Below are 26710 nucleotides of genomic sequence, written 5' to 3'. Positions count from 1 at the left end.
ATTTTATACCCATGTTATTACAAATAAACACACCAGTACCCAAAGATATACCATTGGATTTACCACTGCCTGAATGGCTACTGGTCACACTATTGATCGTTTCTTTTCTACTTCATATTATTTTTATCAACTTGATGGTTGGAGGTAGTATCGTCGTCCTTTGGGCTCAGGTCAAAGGCTTGAAGGATAAACAGTATGATGTGTTTGCATATGAGATAGCGAAGACTATCACTGTCAATAAAAGTATTGCTGTTGTATTGGGAGTAGCCCCTTTATTGAGTATCAATACGCTTTACACCGTTTACTTTTATTCTGCAAATGCGCTAACTGGATTTGCATGGATTATGATTATCCCATTGGTTACTATTGCGTTCTTGTTGACTTACTTGCATAAGTACAGTTGGAGTGCGATGAAAAACCATAAAGCACTACATATCGGCATCATAGCGTTATCCGTTTTGATATTTTTATTTATTCCCTTAATATTTTTGACGAACGTCAACTTGATGATGTTTCCTGAAAAATGGGGAACGATAAAAGGTTTTCTCAGTGCATTGGTTTTACCGAACGTTTTCCCCAGATATTTTGAGTTTTTAGGTGCTTGTGTTTCGGTTACAGGAGTATTCATTGTCTGGTACAACGGGCGTAAAAATTATCCGTTTGAAGAAATCTATAACAACTTCACCAGAGCCCAGGTTAAGCGCGTCGGCTACCACATCGCATTGGTTGGGTTAGCGGGACAGATCGTTTTTGGTGCTATTGTATTGATGACATTACCCGCAAAAGGGGTGAGTTTTGAGGTTATCGAAATTATGGGGGTAGCTGGGGGATTGCTCGTTTTAGCGCTATGGTGGATATGGCAAACGGTAAAAGACACCGATGAAAACCTGAATAGGCATTTTTGGAAAATAACGATGGCCATATTTGCTTTCATGATCTGTTATGGCGGAAGCCGCCAAATGTACCGACACAATGCTTTAGACAAGCATCAACAGATGATGGCAGCACATACCGCTTCATTTCAAGCCTTGAGTAAAGAAGCACGGGAAAACTATGTTGAAGAAGAGGCGGAATTAAAAATTGATGAGTCATTGGGCGATCTTGCAAAAGGGACTGCTCTCTTTCAGGCGAGTTGTTCAGGTTGCCACCAATTGGATCAGCAACTGGTGGGGCCTCCAATAAGGGAAATGAAGCAAATTTATGAGAAAGATGAGATGGGATTAATTGCTTGGATAAAAGCACCGGGGAGGAAGCGCATGGAACTGATGCAGATGCCTGGTTTCCCACAGATACCGGATGAAGATTTAAAAGAAATTGCAAAGTACATTCTGTCTGTTGAATGAAACAATTAAGTTGGAGCACGATGGACGATTATGATAGAAACATGCAGACAAAGATTGTAGACGGTATCTTAATTAGCTGTATGGTATTAAAAATCGCTTATATATTATTTCACCTATTTTTTGAATGACTATGGTACGTAACATACCTAAAATTAAAATAACGTTTTTACTTGTATTGACAATCCTTATATCACTGACATTTGCTATGCTTTGGTATCTTGAAAAAGAACCAACCATATGGATTCTTTTTATAGGGCTTGCATTTGGCGTAGTTGCAATTGGGGCACAGTGTCTCAACCTAATTTTTATAACGATTTTTGCTAATAAAAAGCCCGAAGTTGGTTACAAAGAAAACGATAGAAACAAAAAGTATGAGTTTATTCGGGGGCTGTATTAAGATTAATTGGTAAAGTGACTTAATAATTCTTAACCACTTTTCCCATACCTCTCGATTTTGGCCACACGGGCTCAAAACCATATTTGGCATACAGGTCATAAGCATCGCCGTCGGTAATAAGATTGACATAGCAAGATGATGGCAATTCGCGTTCAATAAAATCATTTAGCATCGTCATGATAAGCTTTCCTAACCCCCTCTTTTGATGCTCTGGTAATACACAAATATCTACAATTTGGCAATGGCAGCCCCCGTCTCCAACTAATCTTCCCATACCTATCACTTCGTTTTTACTGTCTGTATCTAAGACGACAACACTGCAAAGTGAATTTTTTAGCGCTATTGTTGCGGCTTTTTCTGACTTTGGGAAAAGCCCGCAAGTCTCTCTTAGAAATCGGTATTTTTCTACAGTGGGAGAATCGTACAGAGCTTTGTATGTCATTTCTATCAGCTTTATTTAAGTGTCCTTCCTCGAGAGGAATATTTTTTGTAAAAATAAATGACCAACCTTTAAAAGTTGTATTAACAAAAAATCGAAATTATCTTCTACGTCTTCTTGGCTTTGTTGTAGTCCATATAAATATAAACCATATACCAAAAGCGACACCAAACCCAATCCACGGAGTTTTCATAGATAATGCGGCAAAAAAACCTACCGTTGCAATGATGCAGGTAATAAAAAACCAAATTACATTTTTCATTGTTAGCCAAATTTAAATTTTATTATTTATATAACTATAACGTTGCATAGGCTTAATGCCCATGCAACGAATTAATAATTTATGCAGCGATCTTGTCTGAATTATCTTTAGCCTGCATTTTTTTCAATATCCTGTCTTCGACTTTCCGAAGCTGTGCAATCACTTTCCTTTGTACATCATCCACAATCTTCCAATCTTTGGCAATATAAATATCTGTCGTACGGTTGCCCTCGTCAACGTGATTGAGCGCAAGAGCCACATCATCTTTGGACATACGACAATCGTTGCGCGCGGTATTGGCAAAGGTGTGGCGGGCCCAATAAAAGGTTGCTTCGGGTATGCTCATCAGTTTACATATCTGCTCCATTCCCTTGCTCAATGCTTTGTTTAGAGCCCCTATTGTTGAGTAACGCTCACTTAGTCTACCGATGTATTTCTCCAACAGCGGCTTGGCCTCATCAACGACCCTGATGCTGATAAAGGCATTATCTTTTCTCTTGCCTTTGGTTTTGGAGCGGTTGTAGTCTAACCTGCCATTACGGATATCTTCCGGCCTAAGCTGATAGAGGTCAATAGCGTTGATACCGCAGAGGTAGAACGAAAGCATGTACAGTTCTTTGGCCAATTCCGCACGGCTACCCGGCTTGGTCACACAATCGCGTATAGTCACCACCTGTTCTAAAGTATTGTTCCGCTTCTTGGTGAGGGGCGGCGAACCGACCTTGTATTTCTTGAACGGATAATGATTGATGCGGCAGATGCCGATATCTTCGTTGTTGAATTGGTTTCGGGCCTCGTTGAACAGCGTACGCAGGTCGCGCATGTAATTGTGTACGGTTGCATCTTTCACACCGTCCATGGTGATCGTTATGGGCTGCCCAAATTGGTTGAGGCGGATAAGGGTACGCTTTGTCTTTAAAAACCTTTCATACGCCACCAGCATGTTGTAGTGGATTTCATTGATGGATACCGAGGTGCGTTTGAAGTAATCGACCAGACTGTTCCGTACCACGTTCTGGTTTTCGGCTGTCTTGGTCCTGCCCTCACTTCTTAGCCGAGCGATATGGGTATCGCAGAACTTTATAAAATCAATGTCCTCGTCCTTGTCCCTCAGGTAATCCCTCAATGTCTCCGCCGAAAAAAAGTCAAGTTTGCCTTCGAGGTCGCTGATAACTTTGCGGTAATCCCTCAACTGTTGCTCGACTATATCAGCAACAAAGGGGTCTTTGATTTTAAAATCTTTGGTCAGTTGCTTTCTGACCACATAATGTGCCGTGTCGATGTACTTTCTTTCACCATTGTGGTAGACACGGATTTTTACGTTGTAAGTGCCATCAGCTTTCTTGTGATGTTCAAAAATCTTTGCGCTTACGGATGCCATAATTTTTTACTTAAGCACGCCGGAATTTCTGTACCCTATTTGTACCATTCCTACGTGAAGTTCAACAAAAAACTATGTAAATCACGCCATATCGGAGAACCCGAATCGGCAAGCGCAGATGTCCCTAATCTGCCCTAAAAACGTAAAAAAGCCGTTTTTTTGTATCAAAAACGACTTTTTTTATTGGCTCCTGAAGCTGGGCTCGAACCAGCGACCCTCTGATTAACAGTCAGATGCTCTAACCAACTGAGCTATTCAGGAATTTCGACCTTCGAAAACAAATTGCGTTTGTTTTTGAAAGCGATACAAAAGTACAGCTTTTTTACTAATCTACAAATATTTCAAACAAAAATATGCCGCTACACCTATATTACGTTGATTTTCAAATAAATCATTTCAAATAAAAAAAAATCGAGCGGAGAACAAACGTGTTGACCTGATCTCTTTCATAGCGACGCTACAGATACACGCTACTTTTGAGAACCATAGCGACTCCAATCTACACATCCATTTGATCCACTAACATTGGACTTCGGAAGGCGACTCTGTTAATCGCAGCATGGCTATAAATCTCGGATGTGAATATTGAGACAGTCCTCTTACAGATAGTCCTCAAATAGGCGGACAAGAGAAGAGCGACAAGAGAAAGTCAGCCATCAAAACAAACCATATCAAGTGGCTTAAAACGAAAAAATCGCTTTCCAAAAGAAAAGCGATTTTTTTATTGCTCCTGAAGCTGGGCTCGAACCAGCGACCCTCTGATTAACAGTCAGATGCTCTAACCAACTGAGCTATTCAGGAATGCTCTCTATAACGTCTCTCCGTTAAAGTGATGCAAGTATCGGAAGTTTATTCGAATCTTGCAAATATTTTGAACATAAAAAAAAGCAACTCACTCTTTTTCAAGCAAAATAAATTTTACAACTATAGCTGCACCTCGCTCAAAAGCAATGTAACGAAGGTAAAATATATTAGCAAGCCGGTAACGTCTACCAATGTTGAAACGAATGGAGCGGAAGAACTGGCTGGATCGGCACCTAATCTCTTAAGTAAGAATGGCAGCATCGACCCTGTCAAGGACCCCCACAATACCACACAGACCAACGAGAGACTCACCACAAAACCAATAATAATCCAATGATCTCCATAGGCATGTGAAAAACTCTGCCAAGTAGCGATCCGTATAAAACCAAGTGTACCCAAGATCAGTCCCAATGTAAGTCCCGACAAAAATTCGCGTTTCATCACCCGCCACCAATCTGCAAGCGTGACTTCTCCCAACGCCATTGCCTGTATAATCAACGTCGACGCCTGTGAGCCACTATTCCCGCCGCTAGACATAATGAGTGGCACTAAAGCAAACAAAGCCATCACGGTCGCCAATTGGGCCTCAAAATGCTCAATCACTGTAGCAGTGAGCAACTGCCCCAAAAACAGGATGACCAACCAACCAGCTCTTTTCTTAACTAGGTGGGAAATTGCCACATCCAGATAGGGTTCATCTAAAGCCTCTGTACCCCCAAAACGTTGCATATCCTCCGTATACTCTTCATTCGCAACCCAGAGGATATCATCAATCGTTACAATACCCAACATAATGCCTTGTTCATCCACGACGGGCAACGCTACCCTATTATTCATCCGGAATACAGTTACAGCCTCCTCTTGTGGATCATTGGCATTGAGAGATATCAACCTGTTGTCAATCAAATCTCCGACCAGAGTATTTTCGTCTGCAATCAGCACATCACGGATACGTAGGTCATCTACTAACTTGCCATTCCCATCAATGACATAAAGCACATCGATCGTCTCCGAAGCACTACCATATCTACGGATATGATCTAAGACCCGATTCATGTTCCAGTATTCCTTAACGGTAATATAGTCGGGCGTCATTAAACGTCCCACACTATCTTCAGGATATCCCAATAGTGAAAGTGCTTCTTTCCGTTCTTGTGGCGTAAGCATGATGATCAACTGCTTGACGACATCACCTTTCAACTCACTAAAAAAAGATGTACGGTCATCTGGAGGCAAATCATTGATGATCTCACGTACCTTAGACGCAGGAAGCTTTTTGAATACTCGTTCTTGTGTTGGAAAATCTAAAATCCTAAACACGTTAACTGCACGATTCAAACTTAAGACTTCCAAAAACAAAGCTGCATGTTCAGGCAATTCATCGATCAATTCCTCTACATCCGAGATATTGAGCTCATTCAGATATTCAGAAAGCCCAGCCAAGTTTTTTTCTTCGACGAGCTGCTCTACACGTTCTACTTGTATTTCCAAATCTTCCATATGGGGATATCAATCTTTTTAATTTTTTACATTCGGGTAAATATTTATTTTTTGCAAAAGTCGTTTTTTTTATCCGTAAAATTATAACCAAAAATCATATCCTTTGTTCTAGGGAATTTCTCTTTTTAAACAAACCTCCTAGCAGGAAAGTAAGACCTTGCTATTACTCAACAGACATGACCTACCACTAACCTTGTGATTCTTTTCAATATAAAGCTTTTTGAATAGACAAACCCAAATCAGACAAAATGTCACCACATAGAAAAAAAATATACACGAGGACAAATTCCCGACGCAATACATAGTTACGTCTTTAAAGATTGGTTATGCATAGTAAATCATAACCTCAGCCAGTACTATCGTAAACGATGAGATCTCTCTCGCCAAATTAAGCACACGCTATTTCAACGCGATGACTAAATTAAGAAACAAAAATTTTCAAAAGGAGCAATCCGTATTAGGTTCAGAAAACCTGTATTTCACATCTTATTACACAAAAGAAAATGTAACTTAGTCCGCTAGACATAGGTGAAACGATTCAAATAAAAACCGATAGTAAAACGAATAGAATACGCTCGGTATAAATGAAAAAAACGCATAAAATTAAAATTACAAATCAAATATTAAACAACAGATAATCAGATATTTACAAGAATCAAATAAATAAAAACAACTTACCGACAACCATTATAAAACTATTATCTTTAGCAATCAAGATTATACTCGAAAAATAACGATACAAATATATGAAAATCAGAATTTTAATATCTATTATATTAATCATAAACTCATGTAATGTATATGCTCAAATATTTGATGATAGTCAAGCGCCTCCAAACATTAAATGGGACCAAATATCAACCGATGATTTTCAACTTATATTTCCAAAAGAATTCCATATTGAGGCTCTCAACTTAGCGACTGAATTAACAAGTATTACTAAAAAAGTAAAGCGAGACCTTAGATTAAAACCCCGAAAAATCACCTTCATTATCCAGACACATACTCTTGAACAGAATGGATATGTACAACTTGCCCCACGTAAATCGGAGCTATTTGCCACACCTTCAGGTGTAGCTTCCAATCAAAGTTGGCTTGATAATCTTGCTGTGCACGAATACCGACATGTAGTGCAATTTGACAATTTGACAGCAAAACTCAAAGCACCACTGTTTGAACAACTGGGGCTCGCGCTTTATGGATTGCACCTTCCAAGTTGGTACTTTGAGGGCGACGCAGTACATACCGAAACAGTATTGACCAACGGAGGAAGAGGTCGACTGCCTTCTTGGGAAATGCCGATAAGAACAAACCTTATCGAAGGTCGACATTATACCTACGAGAAATATATCCTGGGCTCCTACAAAGATATAGTCCCCTCCTATTACACTATCGGCTACTTTCTCGCAACGAGATTAAAGAACGAATATGGTGACGATATTCAGGATCGGCTGCTGACACATGTAAGAAACAATCTCCTGAAGCCTTACAGTTTCAATAGTGCGCTTAAAAAAGAAACTGGCATGTCTGCGTCCAAACTTTACACAACCACTATCAAGGAATTGACTAATAGATGGAAGGAAGAGGAAAGACTAAAGTCTCCGGTGACATACCAACATATACGCTCCAAAATATCTAAATACCCACAAAGCTGGATACTTCCCCAAAAGGATCAATCGGGAAATCTTTATACCCTATATCAATCACCAGAACTAATCACACAAATCGTCAAGATAGACAGTGCCACAGGCTCACAAAGAAGTATCTTAAAGACTGGACGACAATTAATGCCTTATTACGACCTAAAGGGTTACCAAATCGTTTGGGACGAGAATCGAAGAGATGCAAGATACGGCAAGAGAGATTACAATGTAATAAACATACATGATCTAACAAGCGGGCAAACTAGGACATTGACTACCAGAACAAGATACTACAATCCCGCGCTCAACTACTTATCTAGCCAAATTGCCTGTATTTCAGTAGATATGAGCAATAGGACTTCACTCGTAATACTTGACTCCAAGACGGGCTATATCCTGAATAACATATTGGCACCGGAGGATATACATATACAGCAACCCCAATTCAATCAACATGGAAATAGAGTCATTACTATAGGAGTAAGTCAGCACGGCACCTGCCTCTTCGAATATGATTTTATTGGCAAAAAATGGTCACAATTGACAAGCTGGAGTAATCAGCAGCTCGAACGTCCAATATATCAACTGAACAACATTATCTTCAAAGCCCACTATAACGGCACGGACAACCTATACCGTTACGATCCAGAAAAGAAAAATATAACGTCCATTACAAATACAAGATTTGGTGCCTTTAACCCATTTTATGACGTAGATAATCATCAACTTTACTTTAATGATTACGCGGTAGATGGCTATAAAATATCTGTCATTCAACTAGATACAACACAAGGGATAGATATCAATATGACTGCAGATCAATTCATCCATTATTACAAGGCCTCTTTACCCCTATCTGACACAATCAGTCATTCCACATCAACAGATGCTACTACATTCAAAATCGCACCGTATAAAGGAATTAAAAGATTATTGAACTTTCACAGTCTCACTATTAGCAGTACTGACTTCTCTAGTTTTGACAATTATAAACCGGGCATATTTTGGATTTCGAATAATTTGATGAATACAACCAAAGTTAGCCTAGGATACGAATACGATACAGACTTGAATAAAGGGATATATTCAGCTGAACTGAAATACCAAAAATATTTTCCAAAGCTATCTCTCCGCTATGAAAACAAAAGTCAGATAGGTCGAGCAGCTTATATGAGTAAACCAGACAGTGTTGTATCATTTGAGTGGCAAGAACACTTGGTAACGGCACAAATTAGTCTTCCATGGACCATATATAGACAAAATCAGATATATAGCTATGGGCTTAGCGTAGCGACATATTATCAAAATAGGTACAACCAAAGCATTGATAATATTCCGAACTTCAGAAAGGAACTTAAGTTTCCGATGAGCTATCAAGTTTACTTGAATAGAAATTCCATGATGTCTAAAATGGATTTGGCGCCGAGATGGGGGCAAAATATGAGTTTCACCTATCGGCACTCCCCATTCGAGACAGCCATAGGTGGTACAATAGCCTCATGGCGAAGCAGCTTTTATTTCCCAGGTGTTGCGAACAATCATAGTCTTCAGGTAAGATTAAGTGTCCAAAAGGCATCAGAGGTCTACCAATATACAACGGATATACCCACGGTGAGTGGATATGGACATTTCCATTCGGAAAAAGTCCAAAACACCCTGCTGCTTAATTACCGAATGCCTCTAGCTTACCCCGATTGGACAATCGGAGGTCTAGCCTATGTTAAAAGATTCAAAGGTGGATTTTTTGCGGACTACCAAAACATCCACAAGAATAATGCAACGCCCAAAACATTTGGAATCAATCTTTCAGCAGACGTTAACTTTCTGAGGTACGTATTACCCGATTTCGAATGTGGAATGAAATTGACTTATATCAACGATAGCAGTGCTAAACAGAAGATAGTTCCTTCGTTTAGTTTAGGCTACACATACTAAAAAAGGGGATATCCAATGGATATCCCCTTTTTAACATCAGGTTTTACTAAATTATTCATTAATAGCTTTCACACCTGGAAGCTCTTTACCTTCCATATATTCAAGCAAAGCACCTCCACCGGTACTGACGTAGCTAACATGTTCAGTCATTTTGAATTTAGATACCGCTGCTGCAGAATCTCCCCCACCAATTAAAGAGAATGCACCTCTCTCGGTCGCGGCTACGACCGCATCAGCAACTGCCTTAGTACCTTTCGAGAAGGTCTCCATCTCAAAAACGCCCATTGGACCATTCCAAAGAATTGTCTTAGAAGACAAAATAATGTCGGCGAAGTGCTTTCCAGACTCTTTTCCAATATCTAGCCCCATTTTATCTGCTGGTATTTGATCATTAGGACCATCATATACCGCTGCATCATTAGCAAATCGATCAGCTATCTGACTATCTGTGGGCAATACTAAATTCACACCCTTTTCTTCAGCTTTCTTAACCAACCTATTTGCTAGATCCAATTTATCCAACTCGACCAAAGATTGTCCAATCTCACCACCCCGTGCTTTTACAAAAGTATAAGCCATTCCACCACCAATAATTAAGTTATCAACTTTATCTAGCAACGCTTCAATTAATTCCAACTTATCCGAAACTTTAGCCCCGCCCATAATTGCAGTAAACGGACGCTCAGGTTTGTTCATTATCTTTTCGGCATTAGACACTTCGGCAGCCATTAGATAACCAAAATATTTGCTATTTGGAAAGAATTGGGCGATAACTGCCGTTGAAGCATGCGCACGATGTGCTGTTCCGAAAGCGTCATTCACATAAACATCACCCAATTTGGATAATTTTCCAGCAAAATCCTTATCTCCTTTTTCTTCTTCTTTATAGAAACGAAGATTTTCCAATAATAGCACTTGACCTGATTGTAAAGCAGCTGATTTTTCAATCGCTTGGCTTCCTATACAATCGTCGGCAAACTGAACATCAACACCTATCACCTTAGAGAGATATGCTACAATATGTTTCAAAGAATACTTATCTGTAGGTCCTTCTTTAGGTCTGCCCAAGTGAGACATCAAAATTACAGAACCACCGTCTTTAAGTATTTTTTTTATAGTAGGGAGTGCTCCCTGTATGCGGTTATCGTCCGTTACATTAAACTGTTCGTCTAAAGGAACATTAAAATCTACACGGATTAAGGCTTTTTTGCCAGAGAAATTCAAATCGTCAATCGTTTTCATGATATGTTTAAAACTATTTTTTTTGAGCGTCGAATCTATTTGATTCAAGTTGAGTGAATAAATATATAAAAAAGGGTGTAGTTCCTAAAGAAATACCCCTTTTTTTTAGGAAAATGTTAATGAACTTCAATTGAATAGGGTAATTTTGCCATAATTCCGGATTGCTGGGTTATTGCTTTCAATTCCTGGATGTACCTATATTGATCTCCCAATTGGTCTTTCATATACCAAATACTGATTTTTTCCTTAGACGTGGAAAGAATTGAAGCGAAAGGATCCTTAAGAGATGGATATTTAACAATTCGATAATCTTTCAATTTCGCCATCTTAGCTGCTGCGTTAACAGCATCGTTAATGCCACCTATGCGATCTACCAGACCGATTTCAATCGCTTGATTACCTGTCCACACACGGCCTTGGCCAATACTATCTACATTCGCAACAGAGAGTCCTCTTCCCTCAGCGACCTTTTTGGTGAATGTGGCATAAGTTTTATCAACTTCATGCTGAATAATACTACGCTCTTCGGCGGTCAACGGACGATCTGGAGATGACATAAGACTCGCATATTGCCCAGTCTTGACCTCATCAAAATGAATTCCAAGCTTATCATTCAAAAGACCTTTAAAATTAGGAATGATTCCGAATACACCTATCGATCCTGTTATGGTATTGGACTCTGCAAAGATAGAATCTGCCGCTGCAGAGATGTAATATCCTCCCGAGGCAGCATAATCGCCCATAGAAACAATAACAGGCTTCACTTTTTTGGTCAACACGACTTCTCGCCAAATAACGTCTGATGCCAGTGCACTCCCTCCTGGAGAATTGACTCTGAATACAACTGCTTTTATACGATCATCCTCCCGTAACTTGCGTAACTCTCGAGATATCTTCTCAGAGGCAATTTGACCATCGCTCCCTTCCCCACTTACAATCTCCCCCTCAGCATACAAAATCGCGATACGTCCATCTGCATTGGATGTCGTACTTATAGACCGATAATCAAGCAGTGAGACATTGGGGATACCTTTTTTTGAATCTTTGATGTTCAACCTTTTCTGAAAGTCTTGAATAACTTCGTCTTTGTACAAAGTCGCATCAACCAACTTTAACTTGACAGCATCTTCAGCATTTCTAACGGCATAGCGATCGGCCATCGCATGTAAAGAATCTACAGGGATATTTCTACTCGTGGAAATATTGGATAAAAAAGTAGCATATAAACTATTCAAATAAGAGGCTACCTGTTGGCGATTGGGCTCGCTCATTTCATTTAAGATAAAAGGTTCTACAGCGCTTTTATAAGTCCCAACCTTTACGACCTGCATATCCACACCCAACTTATCAAGCGCGTCTTTCATAAACATGATAGAACTGCTCAAGCCTCGAAAATCCAAACTGCCCTCTGGATTCAAGTATATCTTATCGGCCAGTGAAGCTAAATAGTATGCCTTTTGAGTATAGCCTTCGCTATAGGATACAATAAATTTTTTGGAAGATTTGAAATCCAACAAGGCATCTCTAATTTCCTGCAAAGTGGCAAAACCTACATTTACACCACTTAAATTGAGATAGATCCCCTTAATCTTATCGTCAGCTTTTGCAGATTCAATCCTTTCAAGAATCTCGTCTAACCCAAGGGTCTTAATCGTACCAAAACCAGGTAGGTCAACTCCTTCCAGCGGATTGGTCTCTCCTCGCTCTTTCACGGCATGATTAAGGGTAATGTATAATACCGAATTGTCCGCTATAATGGGAGACGTATCTTTTGATGCCGAACTGACGATCGACCCAATAATACCTGCTAGAATAATAAAAATAATAACCGTAGAAATAATTATCCCTGTTACGGTGGCGAGTACATATTTCAAAAATGATTTCATCTGTCTATTTATTTTTTGAGCTCGCAGGCTCGGTTTTTATTAACGTTTGGTGAGTCCCGATAGCGAATATTACTTGACTTTAGCCTTCATATTACACAGATCTGATTTTTTATATTGTTTTAACTTGTAGTATTCTTTAATTTGCAATCTTTAATCGTCATAAAAGTAAATCAATAAATTAGTTATTACAACATAATATACATGCAAAACACTAAATTAGTTTTTCGTTCATGAATCAGATATACCTACTATTAGGCGCAAACTTGGGCACTCCGGTACTCCAACTACTCCATGCACGACAGCATATTGAGACATCCATTGGGAAAATCACCAAAGCATCACATCTATATGAGACAGAAGCTTGGGGACTAGTGGATCAACCCACATTTGTTAATCAAGTTATCTTAGTCGAAACGGCTTTATCTGCAACGGAGACACTAGAAAAGACACAGTACATCGAAAATCAGTTAGGCCGAATACGAGCTGAAAAGTGGGGAGCTCGCTTGATCGACATCGACATTCTCTATTACAATGCCGAAATCATTAAAGATGATAATCTACTTGTCCCACATCCCTTGCTCCAAGAACGAAATTTTGTGTTAATCCCTTTAAATGAAATCGCTCCCCAATTTGTACACCCTATATTAGGTATCACAAACGAATCCTTGCTAGATAAGAGTTCAGACACCGCCATTGTAAACATCTTAAATCATTAAGTTATGAACATATACAATCTGATAGACCCCTCTATCATCGCCACAACTATGATGGACAATAAAGATACGATTCGAGAGTTCGTAAGTCTATACTTATCCCAGACTCCCATCGACATTTCGGCTCTCAAATCAGCAGTGGCCCTACAAAACTATGAAGACATCGCAAGTCGTGCCCATCACATAAAACCGACAATGGAGTACATTGGTGCTTTTACACTGAAAAACAAAATAATAGAGATTGAATCCTTAGCAAAAAATCGTCAGGGTATGACCGATATCACCGAACGTTTTATCTCCCTAGAGATTCAAATTAAAGAATTGTATACAGAGCTTCAACAATATCTACAATCGCTAGACTAAAGATTGACTTTTCTTTTGCGTCTTAAAGTGAACAATTGATAGTAGGATATAGAGTAACAGCACAATGGGCAATGCTAAAAACTTCCAAATGATGACAAGTACCGCGCTAACGAGTAAAAAAATATATTTAAACTTGTTGTCTTTCCACTTCAAAGACGACAGCTTCATCGAAAAGAGGCGAATTTCAGAAACCAGCAAGGCACTGGATAGGATCGTACTGAATAAGAGAAAAGCATTGGTCATAATCCATTCGGGATAGACTTGAGCAATAAACGGGATAGATATAATATAAAAAGTATTCATAGGGGTATTTAATCCTATAAAATCGGTAGACTGACGCTCATCAACATTGAACTTTGCCAACCTCAGCCCCGAAAATACAGTCATAACAAATGCTAGATAGGGTAGCATCGAATCCTCGCTATTGATTTCCTTCAATAAAAAAAATATCACTGCTCCAGGTAGAAAACCAAAGCTTACCATATCGGCCAAAGAATCCAATTCTTTACCAATGGTAGATTTCACATTAAGGGCACGTGCAGCCATTCCATCAAAAAAATCACATATTCCAGAAAAAAGTATACAATAGAAGGTAAGTTGAAATTCGCCCTTCAATGCAAAAAGGACACCGATGCATCCGCTGAATAGATTAAGACAAGTTAGTGTATTTGGAATATATTTTTTCATGAGTCACTAAAAGTAAAAAGCCACCTTTGGAATAGTTCGCAAAGATGGCTCAAAATTATACATTAAAAAGGGTTTTTACCCATTCATGCTTATCAAAAATTCTTCATTTGAGATTGTACCTCTCATTTGGGACAATAGGAATTCCATAGCTTCATTCGAGTTCATATCGGCCAAATGATTCCGTAATACCCAAACACGTTGTAGTGTATCTTTATCTGACAATAAATCGTCACGACGTGTACTAGAAGCTGTAAGGTCAATAGCTGGGAACACACGCTTATTTGCAAGCTTACGATCCAATTGTAACTCCATGTTACCCGTACCTTTGAACTCTTCGAAGATTACCTCATCCATTTTAGAACCCGTCTCAGTCAGCGCTGTTGCCAAAATAGTTAATGAACCACCATTTTCAATATTACGCGCTGCACCGAAGAAACGCTTCGGCTTGTGCAGTGCATTGGCATCTACCCCTCCGGATAAAATTTTACCGGAAGCAGGAGCTACTGTGTTGTATGCACGCGCCAATCTTGTAATGGAATCTAATAGGATTACAACATCATGACCACATTCCACCATACGTTTTGCTTTTTCCAACACAATATTGGCAATCTTAACATGGCGATCAGCAGGCTCATCAAATGTAGAGGCGACGACTTCAGCACGTACGCTACGCGCCATATCAGTAACCTCCTCTGGACGTTCATCGATTAATAAAATGATTAGATATACTTCTGGATGATTCTTGGCAATAGCATTGGCAACTTCTTTCAAAAGGTTCGTCTTTCCTGTCTTTGGTTGGGCAACGATAAGCCCACGTTGACCTTTTCCTATTGGCGTAAACAAATCCATGATACGAGTAGAATAATTATTCGCACCCATATTCAGATTCAATCGCTCTGTAGGAAATAATGGCGTCAAATAATCAAAAGGAACACGATCTCTTACTTCAGCAGGATTTTGACCATTAATAGCTTCAACTCTCACTAAAGGAAAGTATTTCTCCCCTTCTTTCGGCGGGCGAATAGAGCCTCTTACTGTATCTCCAGTCTTCAGACCAAAAAGCTTAATCTGTGATTGGGATACATAAATATCATCAGGTGAAGTCAAATAATTGTAATCGGAAGAACGGAGGAAACCATAGCCATCGGGCATAATTTCCAAAACACCTTCGTTAACGATGACGTTGTCAAAATCTGTAGGTACTACCGGGGCTTCTGCTTTTGGTGCAGATGCCTGGGGAACAGCCGAAACTTTGATTTCGCCAACTGGCTCAGCGCTTCTTTCTTGTACTGGGTAAGCTTCGGCAGGCAAGTCTTCGCTTCTGCGACGCACAGTGACAGGCTCGGTCTTAACAGTACGAGTGCGTTTTCTTGGACGTTCAGATGTATCGTCGTGGTCAGCAGATGACTCAGCAGCAACTTCTTCTGTGCTGCCACCATTCTCATCTCCTGTTTGGATAATACGATCGATGAGCTCTTGCTTTCTTAATTTATCGGCATCTCCAATACCAATAGCTTTGGCAATCTCGCGCAATTCAGAAACGAGCTTTGCATTCAATTCATTAATATCCATTAACTTTTATATGTATTATGATATATAGGATTTTTTACTTAACATGAAAATCACCCGTTTAGTTTCAACAATTCCAAAATAATATGTTGCTATGTTAAAATGATTGGCTTCCAGAACTAAGTGAATTCTGTTATACCAACTAACGGATAATTTTTGAGAACCGCCACAAAGAAAAACATAAGTCTTCTAATTTCAAAGGAAAATCGCAAAAAAAACTAAATAAAAATGACTTCATAACAAGTAAAACGTTTTACTAAATCATATAACGCAAATTTTTTGTATAAATTATGGAATAATATTTTGAATTCTTTGTATGTTAGCTGTCTTATTTAAAATCACCTTTCATGAAAGAAAACGAAATTAAAACAAATTACCCAGCCTTGTACACCTTAGTTGTGGTATTCTTTTTTTGGGGTTTCATTGCTGCTGGCAACAGTGTATTCATTCCTTTTTGTAAAAACTACTTCCATCTAGATCAATTTCAATCTCAGCTTATTGACTTTGCATTCTACACTGCCTATTACATTGGAGCCCTCTTACTATTTATTTTTAGCACGTTAAAAGGGAAAGACTTGGTCGGTCAATGGGGCTACAAAAAGAGTATTGTTTACGGCCTGCTATTTTCAGCTCTGGGAGCTGGTGCTATGATTATTGCCGTGGAAGTAAACCTCTACATTGGTATGCTAATTGGTCTCTTCACGGTTGCATTGGGGTTTTCATTACAACAAACCGCAGCCAATCCATTTGCAGTGCTTCTAGGCGACCCCAAAACGGGATCATCCCGAGTTAATTTAGGTGGTGGTATCAATTCCTTTGGAACCACAATTGGCCCGTTGGTGATTGGTTTCGCCTTATTTGGCACATTTGAAACAATTTCAGATAGCGAAATTGCGAATCTACCCCTAGATAAAGTAATCATTCTTTATATAGGTGTAGGTTTATTGTTTGTCCTGGCAGCAGCATTGTTTCACTTCTCTAAAAAAGTTCCGGCCGGAATAAGTGATGAGCCAATGGAAAAAGCAAATAAGGCTTTGCGGACATTAATTATAATGACGGTACTGCTTTTCGCAATGTTTGCCCCAGTATTCTTAAGTTATAAGAGTCCAGAAGCTCTTCAAATCGAAGCTTTACGAGAACAATTAAAATCACTTACTGATATAACTGCAATAGACCAACTAAAAGCTCAAATTGCAGACATTGCACACCCACTTGAGAAAACAAGAATGATGTGGTTAGCGGGAGCGTTCATTGTTATCGTTGGAGGACTTCTATATGCAAACTTCAGTGCTCGAAAGAACGCTGAAGGATGGGGAGCAATGAAATATCCGCAATTAGTACTCGGCATGTTAGCTTTATTTCTATACGTTGGGGTAGAAGTAGCCATCGGGAGTAACTTAGGTGAGCTACTTACATTAAAAGAATTTGGCAGTTTGCAATCTTCTCAAATCACACCATATGTATCCATGTATTGGGGGAGTATGATGATAGGTAGATGGGCAGGCGCAATTAGCGCTTTCAAGTTAGCGAAATCGACACAACAGCTTTTATTGATTGTAGTGCCTTTTGTTGCTTTCACTGTAATCATTGGTGTGAATACATTGGCTGGATTTGAAATGTCTCATCTTTACTTCTATAGTATCTGCATTGCATTACAGGTCGTCGCTTTCTTTTTAAGTAAAGATAAACCCGTCCGGACATTGATTATCTTCGGTATTTTCGGAATACTAGCTATGGCTGTCGGTCTAGCTTCCTCAGGAGTAGTTGCTATCTACGCTTTCTTAGCAGGTGGGTTAGCATGTTCAATTATGTGGTCTTCTATATTCAGCCTCTCTATTGCAGGATTAGGAAAATATACGGCTCAAGGATCGGCATTCTTAGTAATGATGATTTTAGGTGGTGGTGTTATACCTCCTATACAAGGTAAGCTTGCGGATATCATCGGCATACACAACTCCTACATATTGCCTCTTTTCGGATTTGTGTATATCGTAGTTTTCGCAGTGTTAGTAAGAGGTTTTCTGAAAAAACAAGGTATCAATATGGATGAAATTGAAGCCGAAGGCGGACACTAATTTCAAAAAAAGAGAAGAACTAATTGTATTTAGTACACTATCAAATAAAATTGTGACGAAAATAAAAAACGGCGCTTACACACACGTAAGCGTCGTTTTTAGTTAAAAAGTGATGAGACACTCATTTTTAATCAAAATAAACGGATCAAATAATGTGGTTTTTATATTAAAAAACGTATTTTCGGACAGACAAACATTTATTTTTTTTAAAACAACAAACAATATAAACACAAATTAACTTCACAATAATGATTATAATTGCTGACGGAGGATCTACCAAAACAAACTGGTGTTTGTTAGATGATTCTAACAAGAAGATTTACTTTAATACGGAGGGATACAATCCATATTTTGTGGATAGTAATTACATCGTGAATTCATTGAAAAAGGGTCTTCCACTTGATTTACCATTTGAAAAAATCAGTGAGGTAAACTACTACGGTGCAGGTGTCCACAACCAAGAAAAGGCGCAAATCGTAATCGATGCGATTAAACAAGTATTTCCAAATTCTGAAGTTGAAGTTGGGCATGACTTACTAGCAGCAGCAAGAGCTCTACTTGGTACAGAAGCAGGCTTTGCAGCCATACTAGGTACCGGTACTAACACTTGTGTGTACGACGGCGAAGAGATTACCAAAAACATTGATTCGGGTGCCTACATTTTAGGGGACGAAGGTAGCGGGAGCTATATTGGAAAAAAATTATTGATTGATTACATCCGAGACTTGATGCCGGCAGATGTAAAGAAAGTATTCTTTGAAACGTATAAGTTGACACCTGATGAAATCATGGATACAGTCTATACTAAACCTTTAGCAAACCGTTTCTGCGCAAGCTTTAGTAAATTTGTATACGACAATAATGTAAATATCGAATATACACGTAAAATTGTCGAAGACTCTTTTGAAGCATTTTTCAACAACTTGGTTAGCAAATATCCAGATTACAAAGATTATACATTTAATTGTATTGGTTCGGTAGGCTACAATTTCCGGAATGTATTAGAACATAAAGCTACTCAATACGGAATGAAAGTTGGAAAAATCTTACGTTCACCTATTGACGACTTGGTTCTATTCCACATGAATCGTGCTGCAAAAAAATAGCTAACGATAATACATTACAATAAAAAAGGTTGGATAAAAATCCAACCTTTTTTATGTTCTACGAAGAGCCTTATAGAGAAAAGGACTCCCCTATAGATGGCAGTAATAATTGCAATCCTGAAGATTCAAATTTATGCCGAGCTTCTGCAGTATCAATCGATATTGGTGGAAAGGTATTGTAGTGAATCCCCACAATACGTTTACAGTTTATAAATCCAGCAGCTTTGATTGCATCATCAACATCCATGGTATAATGCCCTCCAATAGGTAAAAAAGCCCAATCCAATTCGAGGTCGGCAAGCAATTTCATATCATATGTCAATGCAGTGTCTCCAGCAAAATAAATCTTCTGCTTACCAACAAATAGCACGAAACCAACGGGCCAACCACCGTAAGACCCATCGGGGGTACTATTAGTATGCACCGCAAGCACCATCTTAACTTTACCAAAAGATGTGTATATAGTACCGCCGAGATTAAACTCAATTACTCTATCCTCAGGTACCCCTTGCTTACGTACCCAGTCGGCAGTTTCGACGACGGTTGCAACCATGGCGTTACTATTCTTTTGAATGGTCAACATATCAGCAACATGGTCCTGATGACCGTGACTAAGAAAAATATAATCAGGATGTATATCACCCATGTCGATATCTGCCGCTAACGGATTATACTGAATAAAGGGGTCTAACAATACCTTGACTCCATTAAAGTCAAATCCTACACAAGATTGACCATAGTAAGTTGCTTTCATAGTTATTTATTGAATAGATTCCCTAAGCCCCCGATACCACCTAACATATCTTGGGCAGAAGCTTGCATTTCTGATTGACTAACGTTTTCTGCTTGGGCCAATGCCTTATTAACGGCTACTACGATGAGCTCTTCCAACTCTTCCTTATCCGCATTGGAAAGAAAGACGGGATCAATAGTTATCTCACGGACTTCTTTATTGGCCGTGGCCGTTACTTTCAACACGCCGCCTTCCGCTTCTCCAAAGACAGAAATATTATCCAATCTCTTCTTTATTTCCTGGGCCTTCTGTTGGGCTTCAAAAAGTTTATCAAACATATCTTTTTAATTTATTTATCAATTTGAATACGCAATTTACAAAATAGAGTGCTGAAACAAAAAATATAACCGATGACTTATGGTCCAGATTAGGTAGTTACTATGATCATTATTAACTTTGCAGCATGTTTGACAACAACAGTACCCTAATAAAAGAACTAGCAAAGCGATTGGAATTAAAGGAAATCATAGCGGATTCAACGCTAGAGTCCGCATCCCTCGAAATATCTTCCTTTGAAGAATTGAAAGAATTTATAAGACGCTTCTCTAATAGATACGCTCCATCGACCAACTTAGTTGAGCTATTGGAGGAAGAGGTAGATATTGTATTGCACAAATTAAAATTTATCGCTTCGGAATCCAGACCAAAAATCTTACTATTAGAAAGTATCACCCCCCCTGCTCTATTAGAAAGTACACTTATAGCGGAAACTATCCAAATCGCAGGAGGACTTCCGATACCCCTTCAGGATTATCAACAAGCGCAAATCCTAATCATAAAACAAGATGAGTTTACCTTATATGGACAATTGCCTGATTTTGTCAATCAAGATCAATGGAAGCAAATTCCTGCAATTAAGAATAATCAGGTATATCTCATCAAGAAAGAAGATTTTGCAGGTGTTCCAGGTACAAATTTTCTAACGGAACTCGAACTATTGGCGGAGATTATCCAACCAAAATACTTTGTCTTTGGACATCAAGGTATACATTGGATTAAATTTGATTTGATCTAAAAGGGATGAGCCCGATAAAATATCGAGCTCATCACCTCATTAACTAATTTATAATGTTACCCTGTTTTCAGGGCCACTTCATTGTATCCAAATAGCAGTCTTCTTTTGATAAAAGATTGCTAATAGCTTAAATAAACCTTTTTCTTAATACAGCATATAGTTTGTCCACAGTCTGAGACTTATCTGCCCAGCCATTTTTCAGGGAGTAGTTGGTTTGTAAGAACGCATCCGCTTCAGCAAAATTATCAAATCTATTCAATAGCTCAATTGCCTCACTATATGCCAAACTATAACCGTTAAATAAATCTTTGATGAAGAGCAATTTGTCATTGAGGCTAACGGCCGACTTTAAGTCTGTAACACGCTCTGGATTATGTTGACTTGTTTGAAAAATATTTTGCTGATTCAATCCAGCCTTCTTTTGTTGGGAAATCAACTCATTCAATGTAAGTGGACGCCTTGATTTTTCCTCCTCCCGAGATTCCACCTCCGCAACAATAATTTCTTTTTCTTCGATGACAACCTTATTAACAATTGACTCAACGGGTTGCTCCTCCACTACTTTTGTAGGTATATTTATATCCTGAGTAGGAGTTGGTCTATCAACGGTCGACAATTGTTGCGGTGCAGGGGAAGGTGCTTCGAACATTGGGGCTGTTTCTACGGATTTTTCTTCAAATTTTGGCTCCTCGTAAACGGTATCCTGTACCGGGGGAGACAAGACTGGTATTTGCTCTACTGTAGCAGCAGGTTCGTTAGCGTCAGTTGGTATTGCTTTTACGAAATGGGGTTCCGCAGCCGTAAAACTTTCAGCGGGCGTCGTTATCGCCTCGTTTTCAATCTCTACATGTGTCTGCTGATTATCAGCTTCTTTTACCCTATGCGCTGAAGGTGGGGTAAAAAAATCCTCAAATGACACTTTTTTAACCTCATTGTCTATGTGATATTCCGCAGTGGATTGTTCTACCGAGTGAGCTTCGTCCTTCACATACTGTAATTTTAAGACCTTCAGAATATTGATATGATCGGCAAGAAACTTTGCATTCGCTTCCAGTAGAGAGACCTCTACTAATTCACAGCTTTCGCTTTCTCCCAATGCTGCATACTGCTCATTTAACTCTAAAAGTAAATCACCTATTTTGGCAAAGATATCTTGTTTTGTAGCGGCCATCTTTATTTCTAAATTTTATATTTGTAACATTATGACAAGGCTTGTCAACTAAAATTCAAGTCATTGAAAACTACAGGCTTCAGTAGTGACCAACGTTTGACTATGTCAAATCTAACATTTTATTTCGATATTAGCCCTCTATTAAGGTCTCTAGATGTCAATATTCTAACGTTATTACTATCCCAAATATTTTTTAAGCAAGCATTTTTTTAACATGTTATTTTCTGAGCACAATTTTCGAGAAGGCAGAGGTAGGTGTGGAAGTATTGAAGTCATTTGTGGCTCGATGTTTTCAGGTAAAACAGAAGAACTGATTAGGCGTTTGAAGAGAGCCCAGTTTGCTCGTTTGAAAGTAGAGATTTTCAAACCTTCGATCGACATACGATATGACGAAGAATTGGTTGTGTCTCATGACCACAACAGTATACCCTCCACCCCCGTATCGCATTCATCCGCTATATTACTACTAAGTGCAGATACCAACGTGGTCGGAATAGATGAGGCGCAATTCTTCGACGGCGACTTACCTAATGTCTGCACCCAACTTGCAAACAAAGGCTACCGTGTCATCGTGGCAGGCCTAGATATGGATTATCGAGGAACACCCTTTGGTCCTATTCCTGCTTTAATAGCGATAGCCGAGCATGTGACAAAAGTTCATGCGGTGTGTGTAAGATGTGGAGCGCCAGCTAATTATTCATATAGACTTACGGCGAACGACCAACAGGTATTACTAGGAGAAAAAGAAAGCTACGAACCTAGATGCCGCTCATGTTACTATAGTCTTACATGTAGCTGATATTGTTAACAAAAACTTAACATAAAATGCATCAAATAGGTGTTTTTTGGCAAGCTCTTTGATTAACACACTACAACACCATAAACAAGACATCTAAAAATAGATACAAGATACTTTTCATAATTTAGGTTTATAATTGGTTAGTTAGCGACTCCTGCCCCACAGGAGTCGCTTCTTTTTTGCATAAAAAAACCGGAAGCTTCTACTTCCGGCTTATACTATGTTGCTATGTATTTCCTACAAATGAGCGGTAATCGCCTTATCCATGGGAGTGACAGCCGAGCGATACCTATGAATCAATTTTCCATGCTCGTCAATCAGAAATTTTTCAAAGTTCCATTTAATATCTCCCTTAAAATCAGGATTATCTTGTGTAGTCAGAAATTTGAAGAGAGGATTTATCTCATCTCCTTTGACCTCCACTTTTTCCGAGAGGGTAAATGTTACCCCGAAGTTCTTTTCGCAAAATTCCTGAATTTCCTCGTTGCTCCCAGGTTCCTGTCCTCCAAAATTATTGGCAGGAAACCCTATCACCACAACTTTATCTCCATATTGCTCATGTAACGCTTCCAAGTCTTTATACTGCTTGGTGAATCCACATTTAGAAGCGGTATTGACGATAAGCAATTTCTTACCCTTATAGTCGGAAAGCTTTATTACGTTACCCTCCATATCTTTGAAACTATAGTCGTAAATACTCGCTGCTGGGGGTGTACTCGATATTATCGACATACACATCATTAATGTCATCAAAATCATATATTATTCCTTTAAAAATTTAAAATCGATTTTTTTTCACGCTCTATTACGAAGTCAAAAATCTCCTGTATGGGCGATTTCAAAATAGTCCCAAGTTGAACACCATGTATACGACATACATCCCGAAGAATCAAATCAAAATGAAAAGCAATCGACCCCACAAAATGAATTTCATACTCCCAATAATTAGGATACGTAAGTAAATTTGTCCTTACAAATTCGTCGAACCCTCTTCGAAGCAAACCATCTATGAAAGGATGCAAACGATTCGCATCCATAAATTCGGCGAAATTTGCTAAATACGCGTTAGGGCGCTCTCGTTGGTAGACATTCTTAATAACGATATCTTTCGTTAATCTGTATTTTTCCTCAAATCTTCCAGAAAGGTCGATCGGCATCCGATCATATAAAAAACTGGTGATTAATTGCTTCCCAAACCACGCTCCGGACCCTTCATCCCCGAGTACATATCCATTTCCGTTGTGACTTTGCAAGAGATATTCACCATTGAAAAAACTTACATCAGACCCCGTCCCCATAGTGGCAATAAATCCCTTCTTAGCACCGCACGTAGCCAATGCAGACCCTAACAAATCGGACTCAACCGAAATAAATGCCGAAGGAAAAAGATGAGTCAAAGCGTTAGAGACTAATTCTCGACGGTCTGGAGTTACACACCCCGCGCCATAAAAGTAAACTTCCTTAATCTCATCAGCATAGGGAATAATCTCAGGCACTTCTTTCAATACCTTTTCAATTTCCTTTTCGCTAACAAAAAAGGGATTCAAGCCTTTGGTTGAAAATGTCAATGGTTTACTGTCAGGTAAGTCTAAAATCCAATCCGATTTTGATGATCCACTGTCTGCAACTAATATCATATTTTGTCTATTCAAAAAGGGGGATACCCTAACATCAAATATACACAAAATCAATAACTCAAAAAACAGCTCGCAAATGAATCTATTAATATAATTACAAGCCGAATAATTTGGCTCTACAAAACCATACCTTTACCTTTGTAACATTCTGAATAAGTGAGATCACACCTTAAACTGGGCAAATGACGAATTCAAAAATAAATTTCCAAGTATCCTTTACCGAACCACAAGCACATTATGCAGACATAGAGATGTGTATCACAAATTTTCACACCGATTTCGTTGATTTAAAAATGCCGGTGTGGACCCCAGGTTCCTATCTTATTAGAGAATATTCCAAAAATGTAGAATCCTTTGGAGCTTTTGATGAAGAAGGGCATAGAATCCCATTTGAAAAAATCAGTAAGAACACTTGGAGGGTATTTACCCAAAAGCAAAATATAAAAGTTACTTATCGGGTCTATGCTTTTGAAGCATCTGTAAGAACGAGCCATATAGATGATAGCCATGCATTTATCGTCCCTGCCGCTACTTTCTTCTTTATAGATGGCTATCTTAACCATGCATCAGAGATAAAAATCATCCCCTATACAGGATGGAATGCCATATCTACAGGTCTGGCGTCGATAGCTGATGCTCTAGACACTTTCTTCGCACCTGATTTCGACATACTATTTGACAGCCCCCTTGAGATTGGGAATCAAGATATTTGGACATTTGACGCCAGCGGAATTCCCCATGAATTCGCCATGGTCAATGGAGGTAACTATGACAAAGAAAAACTCGCCAAGGATATCACTAAAATTGTAGAAGAAGAAACCAAGATATGGGGAAGTAATCCAAATGGCAGATATGTCTTCATTACCCATAACTTCCATTCTGGCGGGGGGGGGCTTGAGCATCTTAATTCAACGGTTTTAGGGGCAACAAGAAATGGATATAATCAAGATGCAGTTTATAAAAATTTTCTAAACTTAGTGGCCCATGAATATTTTCATCTCTGGAATGTGAAGAGATTGCGTCCCAAAGCACTAGGCCCATTTGACTACGAAGCTGAAAACTACACTTCCGCTCTTTGGATTATGGAAGGATTCACAGCCTATTATGATAATCTGATCATGCGACGTTGTGAATTCACCTCTGAAGAAGAATATCTACAATTTCTAGCAGCCGAATTTAATACTGTATACAACAGACCTGGTTACGAACTCCAGTCAGTCGGGATGTCAAGTTTTGATACCTGGATAAAACAATACAGACCGGACGAGAATAGTTTAAATACATCGATATCCTATTATAACAAAGGGGCTATGCTCGCCTGTGCTATGGATATCGATATTATCTCGGGAACTGCCGGAGAGAAAAGCTTGGACGATGTGTTAAAAGCTGCTTATCAAAAATTCTATCAAGACGAAGATAGAGGCTTTGAAGAATTTGAATTCAAGGACCTGGCTGAAAAGATTACCGGAATAGATTTAAGTAATATCTTCGATGCTGCCTATGCACTGCATGAACTCGACTATAACCACTATTTCAATAAAGTCGGCTATAAGATGATTGATACACTTCAAGATTCCCCAATTCTCAGCATAGGTATTACGATTAGCAAAAATGAACAACGTGTGATGATCACCCATGTAGAGAGAGGGAGCACAGGCTGGACTGGAGGAATTAGTGTAAAAGATGAACTGATTGCTATCAATGGTGTACGCCTAGACCCTGCCGGTAGAGAATTAGAATATGCGCTAACCAACGGTCAAGTTGGAGACCAAGTAAAAGTATTGGTGGCGCGTGATGGGTTGATGCGAGAACTTGACATCACGCTAGGTATTAGTCTAAAGAAATCGCTAAAAATCTTGCCCCTAGAAACACAGAGTCCACAACAAGCTCAGCTTTCTAAAATATGGTTATCAACAAGATAGTTAAAAGAAACGGGCTTGAAAACATCCT

At 39.0% G+C, this 26710-nt stretch carries 21 protein-coding genes and 2 tRNA genes; 9 read left to right on the top strand and 14 right to left on the bottom strand.

The window, feature by feature from the left end; all coding sequences use genetic code 11:
• Positions 1–11 precede the first annotated feature (11 nt).
• Entirely contained in the window at positions 12–1343 is a 1332-nt protein-coding gene (locus tag OQ289_RS05165; RefSeq protein ID WP_270089692.1) for a c-type cytochrome, read from the top strand.
• Between the two features lie 416 nt (positions 1344–1759).
• On the opposite strand, the gene OQ289_RS05160 is transcribed toward OQ289_RS05165, so the two are convergent.
• The 5 genes from OQ289_RS05160 to mgtE all read right to left on the bottom strand — a co-directional run bounded on the left by OQ289_RS05160 (position 1760) and on the right by mgtE (position 6126).
• Entirely contained in the window at positions 1760–2182 is a 423-nt protein-coding gene (locus OQ289_RS05160; RefSeq protein ID WP_270089691.1) for a GNAT family N-acetyltransferase, read from the bottom strand.
• A 338-nt stretch (positions 2183–2520) separates the two neighbouring features.
• Complete coding sequence (locus OQ289_RS05155; RefSeq protein WP_270089690.1) at positions 2521–3822, bottom strand: site-specific integrase; 1302 nt, start codon at positions 3820–3822, stop codon at positions 2521–2523.
• A 184-nt stretch (positions 3823–4006) separates the two neighbouring features.
• Positions 4007–4083, bottom strand: a tRNA-Asn gene (locus OQ289_RS05150).
• 466 nt (positions 4084–4549) lie between these two features.
• A tRNA-Asn gene (locus OQ289_RS05145) sits at positions 4550–4623 on the bottom strand.
• A 123-nt stretch (positions 4624–4746) separates the two neighbouring features.
• Positions 4747–6126: a magnesium transporter gene (gene mgtE, locus OQ289_RS05140; protein ID WP_270089689.1), complete on the bottom strand. Its 1380-nt coding sequence runs from the start codon at positions 6124–6126 to the stop codon at positions 4747–4749.
• A gap of 746 nt (positions 6127–6872) precedes the next feature.
• Between mgtE and OQ289_RS05135 the strand changes: the two genes are divergently transcribed.
• Entirely contained in the window at positions 6873–9704 is a 2832-nt protein-coding gene (locus tag OQ289_RS05135) for a hypothetical protein (RefSeq protein ID WP_270089688.1), read from the top strand.
• A gap of 51 nt (positions 9705–9755) precedes the next feature.
• Here OQ289_RS05135 and OQ289_RS05130 read toward each other — a convergent pair whose 3' ends face one another.
• Positions 9756–10946, bottom strand: a complete 1191-nt coding sequence (locus OQ289_RS05130) for a phosphoglycerate kinase (RefSeq protein ID WP_270089687.1) — start codon at positions 10944–10946, stop codon at positions 9756–9758.
• A 116-nt stretch (positions 10947–11062) separates the two neighbouring features.
• Positions 11063–12832 (bottom strand): signal peptide peptidase SppA, encoded by a 1770-nt coding sequence (gene sppA, locus OQ289_RS05125; protein ID WP_270089686.1) that lies wholly within the window; start codon positions 12830–12832, stop codon positions 11063–11065.
• 230 nt (positions 12833–13062) lie between these two features.
• On the opposite strand from sppA, the gene folK reads away from it, so the two are divergent.
• Together folK and OQ289_RS05115 are read left to right on the top strand one after the other, a co-directional pair.
• A complete protein-coding gene (gene folK / locus OQ289_RS05120; RefSeq protein WP_270089685.1) occupies positions 13063–13548 on the top strand; it encodes a 2-amino-4-hydroxy-6-hydroxymethyldihydropteridine diphosphokinase in 486 nt (161 codons plus the stop codon).
• A gap of 3 nt (positions 13549–13551) precedes the next feature.
• On the top strand, positions 13552–13908 hold the full coding sequence (locus OQ289_RS05115; RefSeq protein WP_270089684.1) for an Hpt domain-containing protein: 357 nt from the start codon (positions 13552–13554) through the stop codon (positions 13906–13908).
• Here OQ289_RS05115 and OQ289_RS05110 read toward each other — a convergent pair.
• Positions 13900–14595 carry a CDP-alcohol phosphatidyltransferase family protein gene (locus tag OQ289_RS05110; RefSeq protein WP_270089683.1) on the bottom strand — a complete coding sequence of 232 codons (696 nt, stop codon included), beginning with the start codon at positions 14593–14595 and terminating at the stop codon, positions 13900–13902. The genes OQ289_RS05115 and OQ289_RS05110 overlap by 9 nt on opposite strands.
• Positions 14596–14670: 75 nt before the next feature.
• The gene (gene rho / locus OQ289_RS05105) at positions 14671–16167 is read right to left on the bottom strand and encodes a transcription termination factor Rho (protein ID WP_270089682.1); all 1497 of its coding nucleotides are present in this window, start codon (positions 16165–16167) and stop codon (positions 14671–14673) included.
• A 344-nt stretch (positions 16168–16511) separates the two neighbouring features.
• Between rho and OQ289_RS05100 the strand changes: the two genes are divergently transcribed.
• Both OQ289_RS05100 and OQ289_RS05095 read left to right on the top strand, forming a co-directional pair.
• Positions 16512–18239: an MFS transporter gene (locus OQ289_RS05100; RefSeq protein ID WP_270089681.1), complete on the top strand. Its 1728-nt coding sequence runs from the start codon at positions 16512–16514 to the stop codon at positions 18237–18239.
• Positions 18240–18487: 248 nt separating this feature from the next.
• Positions 18488–19345 carry an N-acetylglucosamine kinase gene (locus tag OQ289_RS05095; RefSeq protein WP_033566416.1) on the top strand — a complete coding sequence of 286 codons (858 nt, stop codon included), beginning with the start codon at positions 18488–18490 and terminating at the stop codon, positions 19343–19345.
• A 70-nt stretch (positions 19346–19415) separates the two neighbouring features.
• Here OQ289_RS05095 and OQ289_RS05090 read toward each other — a convergent pair whose 3' ends face one another.
• Both OQ289_RS05090 and OQ289_RS05085 read right to left on the bottom strand, forming a co-directional pair.
• Complete coding sequence (locus tag OQ289_RS05090; RefSeq protein WP_270089680.1) at positions 19416–20099, bottom strand: metal-dependent hydrolase; 684 nt, start codon at positions 20097–20099, stop codon at positions 19416–19418.
• Between the two features lie 2 nt (positions 20100–20101).
• On the bottom strand, positions 20102–20416 hold the full coding sequence (locus OQ289_RS05085; protein WP_270089679.1) for a YbaB/EbfC family nucleoid-associated protein: 315 nt from the start codon (positions 20414–20416) through the stop codon (positions 20102–20104).
• A gap of 125 nt (positions 20417–20541) precedes the next feature.
• On the opposite strand from OQ289_RS05085, the gene OQ289_RS05080 reads away from it, so the two are divergent.
• Entirely contained in the window at positions 20542–21153 is a 612-nt protein-coding gene (locus OQ289_RS05080; RefSeq protein ID WP_270089678.1) for an ABC transporter substrate-binding protein, read from the top strand.
• A gap of 127 nt (positions 21154–21280) precedes the next feature.
• Here OQ289_RS05080 and OQ289_RS05075 read toward each other — a convergent pair whose 3' ends face one another.
• Positions 21281–22324, bottom strand: coding sequence for a hypothetical protein (locus tag OQ289_RS05075; protein WP_270089677.1), 1044 nt, complete (start codon positions 22322–22324; stop codon positions 21281–21283).
• A 214-nt stretch (positions 22325–22538) separates the two neighbouring features.
• Here OQ289_RS05075 and OQ289_RS05070 point away from each other — a divergent pair, with 214 nt between their 5' ends.
• The gene (locus tag OQ289_RS05070; protein ID WP_270089676.1) at positions 22539–23123 is read left to right on the top strand and encodes a thymidine kinase; all 585 of its coding nucleotides are present in this window, start codon (positions 22539–22541) and stop codon (positions 23121–23123) included.
• A gap of 237 nt (positions 23124–23360) precedes the next feature.
• On the opposite strand, the gene OQ289_RS05065 is transcribed toward OQ289_RS05070, so the two are convergent.
• Both OQ289_RS05065 and OQ289_RS05060 read right to left on the bottom strand, forming a co-directional pair.
• Positions 23361–23882, bottom strand: coding sequence for a glutathione peroxidase (locus OQ289_RS05065; protein WP_270089675.1), 522 nt, complete (start codon positions 23880–23882; stop codon positions 23361–23363).
• Positions 23883–23893: 11 nt separating this feature from the next.
• Complete coding sequence (locus tag OQ289_RS05060; RefSeq protein ID WP_270089674.1) at positions 23894–24760, bottom strand: N-acetylglucosamine kinase; 867 nt, start codon at positions 24758–24760, stop codon at positions 23894–23896.
• 182 nt (positions 24761–24942) lie between these two features.
• On the opposite strand from OQ289_RS05060, the gene OQ289_RS05055 reads away from it, so the two are divergent.
• Positions 24943–26682, top strand: a complete 1740-nt coding sequence (locus OQ289_RS05055) for a M61 family metallopeptidase (protein WP_270089673.1) — start codon at positions 24943–24945, stop codon at positions 26680–26682.
• Positions 26683–26710 lie beyond the last annotated feature (28 nt).

This window comes from Sphingobacterium sp. SYP-B4668 (assembly GCF_027627455.1).
GTDB lineage: Bacteria > Bacteroidota > Bacteroidia > Sphingobacteriales > Sphingobacteriaceae > Sphingobacterium.
This window is presented reverse-complemented; position numbering and strand designations above follow the sequence as displayed.